Annotated in this window: 13 protein-coding genes; 9 read left to right on the top strand and 4 right to left on the bottom strand. The window is 41.4% G+C overall.

Features of this window, described 5'->3' with window-relative positions:
* The first annotated feature begins 10 nt into the window (after window positions 1–10).
* The 7 genes from pspB to DO88_RS07795 all read left to right on the top strand — a co-directional run bounded on the left by pspB (window position 11) and on the right by DO88_RS07795 (window position 5895).
* Window positions 11–244: an envelope stress response membrane protein PspB gene (gene pspB / locus DO88_RS07825; protein WP_008134759.1), complete on the top strand. Its 234-nt coding sequence runs from the start codon at window positions 11–13 to the stop codon at window positions 242–244.
* Entirely contained in the window at window positions 241–642 is a 402-nt protein-coding gene (gene pspC / locus DO88_RS07820; protein ID WP_007376830.1) for an envelope stress response membrane protein PspC, read from the top strand. The genes pspB and pspC overlap by 4 nt, the downstream gene beginning before the upstream one ends.
* A 63-nt stretch (window positions 643–705) precedes the next feature.
* Entirely contained in the window at window positions 706–2124 is a 1419-nt protein-coding gene (locus tag DO88_RS07815) for a YcjX family protein (protein WP_033028561.1), read from the top strand.
* Window positions 2121–3146 (top strand): TIGR01620 family protein, encoded by a 1026-nt coding sequence (locus DO88_RS07810; protein ID WP_033028560.1) that lies wholly within the window; start codon window positions 2121–2123, stop codon window positions 3144–3146. Before DO88_RS07815 ends, DO88_RS07810 begins: the two co-directional genes overlap by 4 nt.
* Window positions 3147–3296: 150 nt before the next feature.
* Window positions 3297–4478 (top strand): methionine gamma-lyase, encoded by a 1182-nt coding sequence (gene megL / locus DO88_RS07805; protein WP_033039763.1) that lies wholly within the window; start codon window positions 3297–3299, stop codon window positions 4476–4478.
* 237 nt (window positions 4479–4715) lie between these two features.
* Entirely contained in the window at window positions 4716–5513 is a 798-nt protein-coding gene (gene phhA, locus DO88_RS07800; protein ID WP_002958327.1) for a phenylalanine 4-monooxygenase, read from the top strand.
* Window positions 5514–5550: 37 nt separating this feature from the next.
* Complete coding sequence (locus DO88_RS07795) at window positions 5551–5895, top strand: 4a-hydroxytetrahydrobiopterin dehydratase (RefSeq protein ID WP_002958326.1); 345 nt, start codon at window positions 5551–5553, stop codon at window positions 5893–5895.
* A 141-nt stretch (window positions 5896–6036) separates the two neighbouring features.
* Here DO88_RS07795 and DO88_RS07790 read toward each other — a convergent pair whose 3' ends face one another.
* From DO88_RS07790 to map, 4 genes are all read right to left on the bottom strand, one after another.
* Complete coding sequence (locus DO88_RS07790; RefSeq protein WP_033039695.1) at window positions 6037–6891, bottom strand: DUF2971 domain-containing protein; 855 nt, start codon at window positions 6889–6891, stop codon at window positions 6037–6039.
* 178 nt (window positions 6892–7069) lie between these two features.
* A complete protein-coding gene (dapD, locus tag DO88_RS07785) occupies window positions 7070–7897 on the bottom strand; it encodes a 2,3,4,5-tetrahydropyridine-2,6-dicarboxylate N-succinyltransferase (RefSeq protein ID WP_033039697.1) in 828 nt (275 codons plus the stop codon).
* A gap of 9 nt (window positions 7898–7906) precedes the next feature.
* Entirely contained in the window at window positions 7907–10525 is a 2619-nt protein-coding gene (glnD, locus tag DO88_RS07780) for a [protein-PII] uridylyltransferase (RefSeq protein WP_007376821.1), read from the bottom strand.
* A gap of 66 nt (window positions 10526–10591) precedes the next feature.
* Window positions 10592–11377: a type I methionyl aminopeptidase gene (gene map / locus DO88_RS07775; protein ID WP_007376820.1), complete on the bottom strand. Its 786-nt coding sequence runs from the start codon at window positions 11375–11377 to the stop codon at window positions 10592–10594.
* 271 nt (window positions 11378–11648) lie between these two features.
* On the opposite strand from map, the gene rpsB reads away from it, so the two are divergent.
* Both rpsB and tsf read left to right on the top strand, forming a co-directional pair.
* Window positions 11649–12377: a 30S ribosomal protein S2 gene (rpsB, locus tag DO88_RS07770; RefSeq protein ID WP_007376819.1), complete on the top strand. Its 729-nt coding sequence runs from the start codon at window positions 11649–11651 to the stop codon at window positions 12375–12377.
* A 104-nt stretch (window positions 12378–12481) separates the two neighbouring features.
* A complete protein-coding gene (gene tsf, locus DO88_RS07765) occupies window positions 12482–13333 on the top strand; it encodes a translation elongation factor Ts (RefSeq protein ID WP_008133872.1) in 852 nt (283 codons plus the stop codon).
* Window positions 13334–13466: the final 133 nt, after the last annotated feature.

A 13466-nucleotide genomic window follows, 5' to 3' on the forward strand; every position in this document is an offset into this window, starting at 1 on the left:
GGAGAGGATTATGTTTGATCCAGAGATATTAGTTGCACCATTTATTTTGTTTATGATTTTTGTTGCTCCGCTGTGGCTAATTTTACACTACCGCAGCAAAAAACAAGTCAACCAAGGTTTAAGTGAACACGAACATCGCCAATTACTTGAGCTTGCACACAAAGCTGAAAAAATGGCTGAACGATTAGAAACACTTGAAGCATTGCTTGATCAAGAGTCACCACAATGGAGACGCAAAGTATGAGTGCCAAACGCGAATTATTAAGAGACCCACAACGCGGTAAAATAGCCGGTGTATGTGCGGGATTAAGTGACTACTTTAATATGGAGTTATGGTTAGTTCGCATTATATTTGTTAGTGCGGTACTGCTAACGGGTGGCCCATTATTTGTGGTAGCGTATATTGCAGCCTGGTTCATTTTAGATAAAAAAGAGCCCGCAGCGGCGCAAACAAAAAGCTCAACTAAAACTGACGATCCGCTAGAAGTAAAATTTAAAGTATGGCAAAAAGGCGAGCCACCGCGCCGCGCATTGCAAGATTTAAAAGAGCGTTTAACGCGTGTAGATACTCGCCTTCAAGATATGGAGCGCCATGTAACTTCAAGCGAGTTTACGGTGAGCCGTGAAATTAACAAACTTTAAAGGATTTAATAGCACCTTATTTGCAGCGTGATAAATTACGGCAAATTAGGTGCAAGACACTTTATGAGCCAATCATTTGCAAAAAAGACCTTTAAAAGTATTAAAGGCAAAGCACAAAAAGCCCTTCATCGCAGTTTAGACCAACACGTAAAACTTGCCGTAACAGGCCTAAGTGGCAGTGGTAAAACAGCCTTTATTACCGCGCTTGTTAAACACTTAACAACCCAAGCTGACGATAAAAACTTACCTTTTTTTGATGTAATGCGCGAGCACCGCCATGTGGCCACTAAAGTTGTGCCGCAAGAGGCGTTAAAAGTTCCTACGTTTAATTATACGCGCGCACTAAATTCATTATTTCCAAGCGATGGGATGCCTACATGGCCTGCATCTACCGAGCGGATTAATACGCTGCGCTTGGCAATAAAGTATCAAAGTAATGCAGGGCTGCGCGGCCACTTTTCGCCGCAATCAACGCTTTATTTAGATATTATTGACTACCCGGGTGAATGGCTCCTTGATTTACCTATGCTTGAGCAAAGCTATGCTCAATGGTGCGAGCAGCAATATCCATTATTAACTCAGCCTTCGCGCGTAAACACATCAAGTGATTTTTTAATGGCTGTTGAGCAACTTGACTTAAACGCTCCCGTTGATGAAAACGCACTTGCCCATATTGCTCAGCTTTATCAAAGCATGTTAGTAGGGCTTAAAAAAGACACCAAACTTGCCATGTTGCAACCTGGACGCATGCTTATGCCTGGCGACCTACAAGGCGCGCCATTGTTATTGTTTTTTCCGGTATCGGGTGAAATAAACAGTGACGATGTCGTTGCGGGTTCTAATTTAGCGCATTTAATTAAGCGCTTTAACGCTTATATAAAAGAAGTTGTAAAACCATTTTATAATGAGCATTTTAGACACTTCGATCGCCAAATCGTACTTGTAGATGTACTTAGTGCGCTAAACGAAGGGCACGAAACACTCCAAGAGCAAAGCAGTGTAATAAACCAATTACTCACACACTTTAATTACGGTGAGTCGGGCTTTTTTAAACGTTTATTTAAGCCAAACATAGACAAAATATTATTTGCAGCCAATAAGTCAGATCATATAAGTGCTAAGCACCATAAAGATTTAGCACTGCTACTTGATTCGCTCGTGCATGAGCAAAGTAATCATTTAAAGTTTGATGGTGTAAAAATAGAAACCATGGCTATGTCGTCAATTACAGCAACGCAGCCGCGCCAAGTTACCGACAAAGGCCAAACGCTTGACTGCATTTATGGCAAACCATTACACGAACCTGATTGGCTTACGTATTTACCGCCGCAACCTCCCTCGCGGATGCTTAATAAAAATGAGTGGCCAGCACAGGGATTTGAGTTTTTATCGTTTTCCCCAATGCCGAGCCCCGATAAACAACTAAAACATATTCGATTAGATCATGTCATGCAGTACCTGCTAGGAGACAAATTAACATGAATGAGTCAAACCAACCATTTCAAGCAGGGCGTCGCATAGATACGCAAAGCATTGAGCAAAACGAACCCGTTTTAGCACCTGCAAAAATTATTCAGCACGGACAAAGTGATTACGAAGAACTTGAAGATGAAGCACTAGAGCCAGAAATAGATCTGGAGCCTGTGTACAAAAAGTCAAAGTGGCAAACGCTCAAAGGTGTTTTTGCTATTAGTTTTATAGTACTGGTGCTTTTAGAATTTGCGTACTCGTTGGTATTTGCTTTCGAGCAGTCAATTATTTTAGGCAGTGTTTATTTAACCGCAGTTGTAAGTGGCGTGCTGCTAATTGGGCGCTTATTGTGGCGAGAGTACCGAATGCTGCGCAGTTTAAAGCGTAACCAATTGCACCGAGTGGAAGCCGACAGGCTTTTAAACAGCGAGCAAGTAGGCGGTGCATTACCTTGGCTCGAAAAGCTTAATAAACATCAGGAGCTTGATAACTTTGAAACCTTTAAAAACCAAGTAGCGACGCATCACAGCGACAAAGAAATAATGACGCTGTACGCCAACAGTTTATTAATAACCCAAGACACCAAAGCTAAAAAGCTTATAAATCGTTTTGCGACTGAATCAGCTCTACTAGTTGCCCTAAGCCCACTTGCGCTGGTGGATATGATGGCTGTGCTTTGGCGCGGTACTAAGTTAATAGAACAAATTGGTAAAATTTACGGCATTGGTTTTGGCTACGCGAGCCGTATAAAACTGTACCGTATGCTGATAAAACAAGTAATGTTTGTAGGCAGTGCAGAGCTTGTATCTGACCTTGCTGCAACTGCACTAAGTGCTGAGCTTTTAGGTAAGCTTTCGGGGCGGGCAGCGCAAGGGGTCAGTGCTGGTATTTTTACAGCGCGTATTGGTTACAAAGCAATGGAGCTTAGTCGCCCATTACCAAGGCTTGAAAACAAGCGCAGCTTACTAAAAGGCACTGTGCAAAGCATCGCAGGTAAAATTATGAGCCGTAAAAAGGCGGAACCAACACACTAGATTAGCAGTGGCAATATTTGTGTACAAACGTGCGCTGCATGGTTTTTACACAAATAGCCATCTGAGCATCCGGCATGCTTGCTGTTTGTAAGCGCATACGTTTTGATTGTTGAATCGCAAAAACATAATAATCAAAAAAATGAGCCTACAATGAGCAAGCATCATATAAACACCCAGTGTATTCACGGACCACAAAAAGCAAACGACCCGCACGGCGCACTCACTTCTCCTTTGTATCAAACCTCTACCTTTCATTTTGAAAATGCCGCACAAGGTGCTGCGCGTTTTGCAGGCGACGAACCTGGCTATATTTATACGCGCTTAGGAAACCCTACAACCACAGAGCTTGAACAAAAAGTTGCTCAACTAGAGAGCAGTGAAGCAGCTGCTGCAACCGCAACAGGTATGGGGGCTGTATCTGCCTCAGTACTGAGCTTTTTATCGCAAGGAGATCATCTTGTTGCCTCAAGTGCTTTATATGGTTGTACCTTTGCGTTTTTCTCGCATATGTTGCCGCGCTGGGGAATCGAAGTCACTTTTGTTGATATGACCAACGAGGACGAGCTACGCGCTGCCATCAAACCTAATTCAAAAATGATATTTGTAGAAACGCCAATCAACCCCACTATGGCGGTTATTGATTTGGCACTCATTGGCGCAGTTGCTAAAGAGCACAATTTAATTAGTGTGGTCGACAACACCTTTTTAACGCCGTTACTGCAATCACCCAAAAAATACGGTATCGACATTATAATGCACAGTGCGACCAAGTACTTAAACGGCCACGGAGACGTAGTCGCCGGTATTGTATGTGGATCGCTTGAGCACATAACACACATTAAAATGACCGTACTAAAAGACATTGGTGCAACCATAAGCCCGCACGATGCATGGCTAATTAATCGAGGCCTAAAAACACTCGCTATTAGAATAGAGCGCCATTGTCAAAGCGCACAAACAATAGCGCAATATCTAGAAGCGCATCCACAAGTAAGCACCGTATATTACCCGGGGCTTAAATCGCACCCAGGTTATAGGTTTATTGGTAACCAAATGAAAGCCGCTGGTGGTGTTATTGCGTTTGAAATAAAAGGCACGCTACATGATGGCGCACAATTTATTGATAGTATGAAACTTTGTACACTTGCAGTAAGCCTCGGCGATGCTGAAACACTGATTCAGCATCCTGCATCTATGACTCACTCGCCTTATACGCCAGAGGAGCGAGCTGCCGCTGGGATAAGTGATGGGCTGATCAGACTCTCGGTTGGGCTTGAAGATGTTAACGACATTATTAGTGATTTAGACCAAGCTTTTACTAAAATTGGTTAGATGTATTTAATTGTATACACTCAAGAATGAGCTGCAGGCCTTTATTTAAAGGTCTGTATTTTTAATTTGCCATGAGTGTAATTTTAACTTTACGATCTAGGTGATCACGCTAAATACTGATGTTAGCCTATCTATTAAACTTTCCTTCACTTTTGCATAGTATGGGGTCATTCGATATTCAATAGGTTTGAGTATCACACTGACACCGATTTAGGGCTCACACCCAAGAAGGTACTTATGGCTAAAGCAAGTAAATACACATCCAAAACACCAGACGAAAATGGTGTTATACACTGGAGTGATGAAGAAAATAAAATTTGGTCTGAGCTTGTAGCACGCCAACTTGCATGCATTGAAGGCAAAGCCTGCAACGAGTACATGCAAGGGTTAAAAAAGATTAACCTGCCGCACGACCGTATTCCGCAGTTAAGCGAGCTAAACGAAGTGTTACTAGCCACTACCGGTTGGCAAGTTGCACCAGTACCTGCGCTTATCGACTTTGATGAGTTTTTTAGATTACTGGCAAACAAGCAGTTTCCGGTAGCTACATTTATTCGTAGCCGCGAAGAATTTGACTACCTACAAGAGCCAGATATTTTTCATGAAATATTTGGCCATTGCGCCATGCTAACTAACCCTGACTTTGCCGAGTTTACGCATAAGTACGGGCAATTAGGTTACGCAGCGCAGAAAAAGGACCGTGTATACCTTGCGCGTATATACTGGTTTACGGTTGAATTTGGTTTAATGCAAACCGAAGACGGTCTGCGTATTTACGGCGGCGGTATTTTATCAAGCCCAGGGGAGACTCAGTACGTATACTCAAACACGCCAGAAATCAGCCCAATGAATGTGCTTGATGTACTGCGTACGCCGTACCGTATTGATATTATGCAACCACAGTACTACACCATAAATTCGATTCATGATCTGTTTGATATATCGCAAATGGATATTATGACTTTGGTTGAGCGAGCTAAAGAGCTTGGTTTGCACGACCCAAAATTTCCACCAAAAGAAAAATTAGCCAGTTAAATATTAATGCTAAAAAAGCTAAAAGTAAGGATTTAGAATGTCTTCATTAAGTGCACAAAAATGCGAAGCCTGTCATGTAGATGCGCCAAAAGTATCTGACGAAGAGTTAGCGCAATTAATTACTAAAATCCCAGACTGGGTACCAGAAGTACGCGACGGCATTATGCAGCTTGAGCGTGTTTATAAATTTAAAAACTTCAAACAGGCTATCGCGTTTACTAACAAAGTAGGCGACATGGCAGAAGACGAAGGCCACCACCCAGGTTTATTAACCGAGTGGGGCAAAGTAACCGTTACATGGTGGAGTCATTCAATTAAAGGCCTTCACAAAAACGATTTTATTTGCGCAGCTAAAACAGACGACGTATTTAACGCGCTGTAATTAAAAATTAATTGAGCAAACCCAAAAGCACTTATTTTATAAGTGCTTTTTTGGTTTTGGGAGGTTGTTGCTAACAATGAGCAGCAGCTCGGTATTAATTTTATCGGCGTAGGTTGGGTTGAGTGAAATGAGGTCCTATGGTTATCTGAAAGTTGCCTTTGAACTTAAAACTTTAGGCTTATATGGGTTAGTATCAACTCCTAACTCGTAGAGTTTTTTATTAAAAAATAAATTGTCTAACATATCATTAAAGACGGGGTCTTCAGTAGTAAATTTACAACACGGTCCAAGTATAATTGTGTCAATTATATTTATTGGAAAACTTACTTCAAGATAGCTTTTAATAAAGCCATTAGAGTTTATGAATTTCACATCTTGAGGTGGTGGCAGTTTTTCAATGAAAGAAACTAACCTTACTTCACCTTCGTCTATGAAAGCCTCATTTTTACCTGTTGTTATAAATGCGATAAAGTCATCAAGAAAGTTACTTCTAGCCTCAAATTCACAATCATTACTATCAAAAGTAGAGGCTAATTTTAACAAGTTTTGAGCTTCTTTGTTTAATTGTTCTTGTATATAAATGCAATTCCCAGCAATGCGGTAAATACTATTTAGACAGCAGTGCCGTAATGCAGATAAATTCATACCAAAGCATATTCCTTTACCGCTATCTGCATATCCCCGCCACTGGCTTAAAGTATCAGGATTATTACTAAAGCTCATTATATGTATGTAGTGATTTTCAATATATTTTTTGAAAAACTGAATATTTTCGATGCCTTTATTAAACCCTTCATTTGAAATATTTAATTTTTCCATTAACTCAGGTTTTTGTTTTTCTAAATTTAAAAGAAGATTAATATTATGCTCTATCTCTGTATAGTCATTCATTGTTCTTGCGTCGCCAAACCTAAAAGTTCTGCTATTCACAATAGAGATAAAAGCATCCAAAGATGTGTAGTGATAGACTAGCTCGTTACTTTCTTCAGTATCCATATGATCAACTCTCCATTTAAACCGATTCAAACTTTATAGATATAATAATAGAAAACGTACATTAAACAAAAAAGCTCCAAACCAACGGCTTAGAGCTTTCTATATACAATTAAAGTTTAGCTAAAATACTTCACTTCAACGTATCGTTGGGTTTCGTTTCACTCAACCCAACCGACTGTTACTCATCAATTGAGCGTAGTAGGGCGTTGATGCCTACTTTTTCACGTGTTTGCTTATCTACTTTCTTCACGATGATTGCAGCGTACAGGCTGTGGGTGCCATTTTTTGACGGTAGTGCGCCTGGTACAACTACGGCGCCTGCTGGTACGCGGCCATAGTGAATTTCGCCAGTTTCGCGGTCATAAATACGAGTGCTTTGGCTGATGTAAACACCCATTGAAATTACTGCGCCTTCTTCAACGATTACGCCTTCAACAATTTCAGAACGTGCGCCAATAAAACAGTTGTCTTCAATGATGGTTGGGTTAGCTTGTAGAGGCTCTAAAACGCCGCCTATGCCTACGCCACCTGATAAATGTACATTCTTACCAATTTGTGCACATGAGCCTACAGTCGCCCATGTATCAACCATGGTGCCGTCGTCAACGTATGCGCCAATATTTACGTACGATGGCATAAGTACGACGTTTTTACCTACAAAGCTGCCTTTACGTGCTACAGCGTTTGGTACTACGCGCATACCGCCTTGCTGAAATTGCTCTGGCGTGTAGTCGCTAAATTTAAGCGGTACTTTGTCGTAAAACTGGTTTACGCCGTCGTTCATTGGTTGGTTGTCGCGAATACGAAACGACAGTAATACTGCTTTTTTAAGCCACTGGTGTACAACCCATTCACCCGATATTTTTTCAGCAACGCGTGCTGCGCCGCTATCAAGTAAATCAAGTGCGTCAATAATGGCTTGTTTTACGTCGCTTGATACTGTGCTTGGGCTAATGCTATCGCGGTTGTCCCATGCGTTTTCGATCATCGTTTTTAAATCTGACATGTGTGTCCTCTATTCTGTTTCGGCGTTGAATTTTTTACGTAATGCCTGATGAATTTTTGCTTGCTCTTCATCAGTCAGCGCTTGGTATTCGTTATTAGATACAACAAAGAAATCCTCTGCACGTTCACCCACCGTGGTAATACGGGCAGCGTGAATGTGCAGTAAATGCGCTTGGAAAACTTCGGCTATTTTGGTTAGTAAACCTTGTATATCGACGGCTTGAATTTCTATTAAGCTACGGTCTTTTCGTGCATGTGGGCGCAACACAATTTTAGGTTTAATATTAAAATCTTTAAAGCGTTGAGAACGGCTCTTCTTAAAGCGAATTTTTTTACGCGGATCGCTCAATGCTTGCTCAAGCCCGCGTTTAATTGATTGCGCTCGACCGCTCGCTATTGGGTCGCCACTTACTTCAAGTATGACAAAGCTAAACAGGACGTAACCGTCTTTGGTGGTCAGTACTTGCGCGTGCTGTATTTGTGCTTTTTTAGAGCCAATGACACTCACTAATCTCGCAAATAGTGCACCAGAGTAAGGGCTATATACAAATACTTGTGTACCACCATGCATGGCTTTGTTAGATACAATTACACTGGGTTGGCTTAAATCGGTGCTACTTAATAAATGCTCACTTTGCCACGATATTTGCTGTTCGCTAAAGGCGGTAAAGTAATTGGCTTTAAAGCGACTCCAAATTAAATCAATTTTTTCCTCTTGATAGCCCAAGTTAAGTAGACGTTGTTTAGCTTGGTGCTTTTTATCGCGAATTTGGTCGCGTTGATCCATTGGGTTTTCGAGCCCTAAGCGCAACGCGCGTTGCGTGTGTAAGTACAATTCACGCAGTAGGGTGTTTTTCCAATCGTTCCATAAGTTGTCGTTGGTTGCACGTATGTCGGCAACGGTTAAACAATATAAATAGTCGAGTTGGCGCTCTGTTTTAATACGTGTTGCAAAGTCTTTTATTACAGCAGGGTCGTTAATGTCTTTACGCTGCGCGGTAACCGACATAAGTAAATGGTTACTTACAAGCCATGCTACTAATTTTGCATCAGCCGATGAAAAACCATGTAATTTAGCAAAGGCTATAGCATCAACAGCGCCAAGCTCTGAGTGATCGCCCCCTCGGCCTTTAGCGATGTCGTGAAATATACCGGCTAAATAAAGTAGCTCCGGTTTATCCATGCGAGTGACTATTTCACTGCAAATAGGAAACTCGCTAATGCCTGTTTTATCAAAATATTCGTAAATGTTTTTGATTAATTTGTGAGTGTGCTCATCTACGGTATAAGCATGAAACAAATCGAACTGCATTTGCCCAAATATATTACGCCACTGTGGTAAGTAGGCGGCAAGCATGCCGTGTTTGTGCATTAACGTAAATGCGCGTCCCATACCGTTAGGGTGTTTGACTAAGCGTAAAAATGCTTCACGACAGGCTGCATAATCTTGTAAATCACCCAATAAACGACGGCGTACTTGTCGAATAGTACGAATAGTACTTGGGTAAATATGGGTGATTTCGGGGTTGTCGGCGATGTGCTCAAACAATACAAAGAGCTGGTCACGTCTAAAAAATACGGATGGATCTTTTACGCGTATTTGATGGCCAACACGTTCAAAATTTCTGTCGAGTACTTCTACAACATTTTCACTATTTTGTGGTGAAATGCTTTGCTCAAAATACGAAAGCAGCATTTGGTTAAGCTCGCGTACGCGGCTCATTATTCTAAATAAGCGTTTCATCATACGCTCAACCGAGGCTTTACCATCGCTGCCAAAACCTAAAATTTCGGCGGCTTGGGGTTGATGATCAAACAATAAACGGTTTTCTGAACGCCCTGCAGCCAAATGAAGAGCAAAACGAATGTTCCATAGGTTTTCTAGGCACTCTGATAGCTCTTGAAACTCTTCGTGAGTTAGATAACCGTGGCTAATTAGCTCTTGCAGTGTTTCGGCTCTAAAGTGTTTTTTAGCAACCCAAATGATGGTTTGTAAGTCGCGAAGGCCACCGGGGTTTTCTTTAATGTTTGGTTCAAGGTTATACGCAGTGCCGTGGCACTTTCTGTGACGTAAGTTTTGCTCTTGTACTTTGGCAACAAAAAAGTCGCTAGAACCCCAAACAGGGGTTTCTAGTACAAAGGTTTTAAGTTTTTCGAACTCGATATGGTTGCCAAAAATAAGCCGACTTTCGAGCAAGCTGGTGGCAAAGGTGACGTCTTCACGTTTTTGCTCAATAGCTTGCTCAATGGTACGCACGCTATGGCCAATCTCTAAGTTGAGATCCCACAGCATAGTGACAAACTGGCCTATTTTTTCGCATATTTCTTCACTGGGTTGTTCAGTGACTAAAAGTAGAAAATCAATATCGGAATAAGGATGAAGTTCGCCGCGTCCATATCCGCCCACAGCAATTAGCGCTAAATCAGGTTCGTGCGATAACTCATAAACATGAAAGAGCTTAATTAATAGGCGGTCAATAAACTCAGCCCGGGCATTAATTAAATTCCCAACCGGTTGCTTAGAAAATTCGTTATGTAGCCATTTATAAAAATAGCTAGAACAATCGCGATAATCACTAAGTTGCTCAGCATCGCTAAGCAACTTTTTTACTTTGTTGGGTAATGCCACGTGGGCTGGCTCCTTGTTGAACCTTTCACACGGATAAGGTTTGTCTTATCAAGTGTTTCGGTTTTATTAGTGTTCTATTATCCTGTCGATAGTATCATCCGATCGTAGCGTTAAAATTTCAACACCATTTTCGGTCACTAATAAAGTATGTTCCCACTGTGCAGACAAACTACGGTCGCGTGTTACTACAGTCCAATCATCTTTAAGAAGCTTACATTGGCGTTTACCCGCATTAACCATAGGTTCAATAGTTAAACACATACCTGCTTTTAAGGCTTCGCCAGTGCCGGCTTTACCATAATGCATTATTTGTGGTTCTTCATGAAACCCTGCGCCAATACCGTGACCGCAATATTCACGTACGATTGAGTAGTTAAAGCTTTCTGCATATTTTTGAATCGCTGAGCCAATATCGCCTAAGCGCACACCTGGTTTTACCATTTTAATAGCAAGGTATAAGCTTTCTTGTGTTACTTCTGCAAGACGCTTAGCTTGAATGTTTGGTGTACCAACGTGGAACATTTTAGATGTGTCGCCGTGGTAACCGTCTTTAATGACAGTTACGTCAATATTTACGCTGTCGCCTTCTTTTAATGCTTTGTCATTTGGAATTCCGTGACAAATAACGTGATTAACTGACGTACAAACTGATTTTGGAAAGCCATGATAATTTAATGGAGCAGGGATTGCTTGTTGCACATTAACAATATAATCATGACAAAGTGTATTTAGCTCATCGGTGGTAACACCTGGCACTACATGAGGGCCGATCATTTCAAGTACATCGGCCGCTAAGCGCCCAGCTACGCGCATTTTCTCTATTTCTTCAGGGGTCTTGATAATAGCGCTCATTGAGGCTCCAAAGTTGAGTTTTTAACATTTATCGTCGAACAAATTTTGCACGCGACGTTGAGTATTTAATTTTAATATGGTATAAAGCGCGCCGTCTTTTTACAAATAAATTCTTAAATGATTTTTTGTATTTAAGGCAAACACAATTTGATTTTAACACACACACGTATCGTCACATACACTTGGGTGCATTTGAAGTTTAATTACTTCGGTGTTGGTGCTATGGGATATGTGGAGGCCTAACCCTAAACAACTATAGAGGATCTATAAAATGGCAAATGTTTCAATGCGCGATATGCTTCAAGCTGGTGTTCACTTTGGTCACCAAGCACGTTACTGGAACCCTAAGATGAAGCCTTTCATCTTCGGTACACGTAACCGTGTTCATATCATCAACCTTGAGCAAACAGTACCAATGTTCAATAACGCACTTAAGTTTTTAACTGGTGCTGCTTCAAACAAAGGTAAAGTTCTTTTCGTTGGTACTAAGCGCGCAGCAAGCGAAGCAGTTAAAGAAGCAGCTATTGCAAGCGACCAGTATTACGTTAATCACCGTTGGTTAGGTGGTATGTTGACTAACTGGAAAACAGTTCGTCAATCAATCAAGCGTCTTAAAGACCTTGAAGTACAAAGCCAAGACGGTACTTTCGAGAAATTAACTAAGAAAGAAACGTTAATGCTTAACCGCGAAATGGACAAGCTTGAAAAAAGCCTTGGTGGTATCAAAAACATGGGCGGTCTTCCAGACGCGCTTTTCGTTATCGATGCTGACCACGAGCACATTGCTATCCGTGAAGCTAACAACCTAGGTATTCCAGTTGTTGCAATCGTTGATACTAACTCTAATCCAGACGGCGTTGATTTCATCGTTCCTGGTAACGATGATGCTATCCGTGCTGTAAGCCTTTACACTAGCGCTGTTGCAGCTGCTATCACTGAAGGTCGCGAGAATAACATCGTTGCTCAAGCTGAGAAAGACGATTTCGTTGAAGCTGAGTAATTAGCTGTCATCAAGTCTTCATCTTTTTAAGGTGAAGACTTGCTATTCTTGTAGAGCGGGTAACCCGCTTATCTAAACCAGATTTCAGATTTGAGGATTTACTAATGGCTGTAACTACTGCCCTAGTTAAAGAATTACGCGAGCGCACAGGCGCTGGCATGATGGATTGTAAAAAAGCGTTAACTGAGACTGATGGCGACATCGAGTTAGCGATTGAAAACATGCGTAAAAGTGGCGCTGCTAAAGCTGCTAAAAAAGCAGGTAACATTGCTGCTGAAGGTACTATCATCATCAAGCAAAATGCGGGTGTTGCAGTACTAGTAGAAGTTAACTGTCAAACTGACTTCGTTGCAAAAGACGTAAGCTTCTTAGCATTTGCTAACAAAGTTGCTGACGCTGCAATTGCTGACACAATCTCTATCGAAGACTTACAAGCTAAGTTTGAAGAAGACCGTGTTGAGCTAGTTACTAAAATTGGCGAAAACATCAACGTACGTCGTATACAGTACGTAACTGGTGAAAACCTAGTTGAGTACCGTCATGGCGATCGTATCGGCGTTGTTGTTGCTGGTGTTGCTGATGAAGAAACACTTAAGCACGTTGCAATGCACGTTGCTGCATCTAGCCCTGAATACTTAACACCTTCTGATGTGCCTGCTGATGTTGTTGAAAAAGAAAAGCAAGTACAAATCGAAATCGCGATGAATGAAGGCAAGCCTGCTGAAATCGCTGAGAAGATGGTTGTTGGTCGTATGAAGAAATTTACTGGTGAGGTTTCTCTTACTGGTCAAGCTTTCATCATGGAACCTAAAAAATCTGTTGGCGATATTCTTAAAGAGAAAAACGCAACAGTTACTAGCTTCGTACGTGTAGAAGTTGGTGAAGGTATCGAGAAGAAAGAAGAAGATTTTGCTGCTGAAGTTGCTGCTCAAATTGCTGCAGCTAAAGGTCAGTAAGATTAACTATTTGTGATGCAAAAGGAAATTAGATGCAATTAAAGTACTATTTGGTTTTGCTTCACAGCTAGAAATTCTTTAAAATAACCGCGCTTTTATGTTTAACATAAGCGCGGTTATTTTTTATCCATAA

The sequence above is a fragment of the Pseudoalteromonas sp. S3431 genome (assembly GCF_000690035.1).
Taxonomy (GTDB): domain Bacteria; phylum Pseudomonadota; class Gammaproteobacteria; order Enterobacterales; family Alteromonadaceae; genus Pseudoalteromonas; species Pseudoalteromonas fuliginea.

What these genes read in the sequence shown, in the direction of transcription:
- pspB (WP_008134759.1), top strand. Translation starts at nt 11, where the DNA reads ATGTTTGATCCAGAGATATTAGTTGCACCATTTATTTTGTTTATGATT.
- pspC (WP_007376830.1), top strand. Translation starts at nt 241, where the DNA reads ATGAGTGCCAAACGCGAATTATTAAGAGACCCACAACGCGGTAAAATA.
- DO88_RS07815 (WP_033028561.1), top strand. Translation starts at nt 706, where the DNA reads ATGAGCCAATCATTTGCAAAAAAGACCTTTAAAAGTATTAAAGGCAAA.
- DO88_RS07810 (WP_033028560.1), top strand. Translation starts at nt 2,121, where the DNA reads ATGAATGAGTCAAACCAACCATTTCAAGCAGGGCGTCGCATAGATACG.
- megL (WP_033039763.1), top strand. Translation starts at nt 3,297, where the DNA reads ATGAGCAAGCATCATATAAACACCCAGTGTATTCACGGACCACAAAAA.
- phhA (WP_002958327.1), top strand. Translation starts at nt 4,716, where the DNA reads ATGGCTAAAGCAAGTAAATACACATCCAAAACACCAGACGAAAATGGT.
- DO88_RS07795 (WP_002958326.1), top strand. Translation starts at nt 5,551, where the DNA reads ATGTCTTCATTAAGTGCACAAAAATGCGAAGCCTGTCATGTAGATGCG.
- DO88_RS07790 (WP_033039695.1), bottom strand. Translation starts at nt 6,891, where the DNA reads ATGGATACTGAAGAAAGTAACGAGCTAGTCTATCACTACACATCTTTG.
- dapD (WP_033039697.1), bottom strand. Translation starts at nt 7,897, where the DNA reads ATGTCAGATTTAAAAACGATGATCGAAAACGCATGGGACAACCGCGAT.
- map (WP_007376820.1), bottom strand. Translation starts at nt 11,377, where the DNA reads ATGAGCGCTATTATCAAGACCCCTGAAGAAATAGAGAAAATGCGCGTA.
- rpsB (WP_007376819.1), top strand. Translation starts at nt 11,649, where the DNA reads ATGGCAAATGTTTCAATGCGCGATATGCTTCAAGCTGGTGTTCACTTT.
- tsf (WP_008133872.1), top strand. Translation starts at nt 12,482, where the DNA reads ATGGCTGTAACTACTGCCCTAGTTAAAGAATTACGCGAGCGCACAGGC.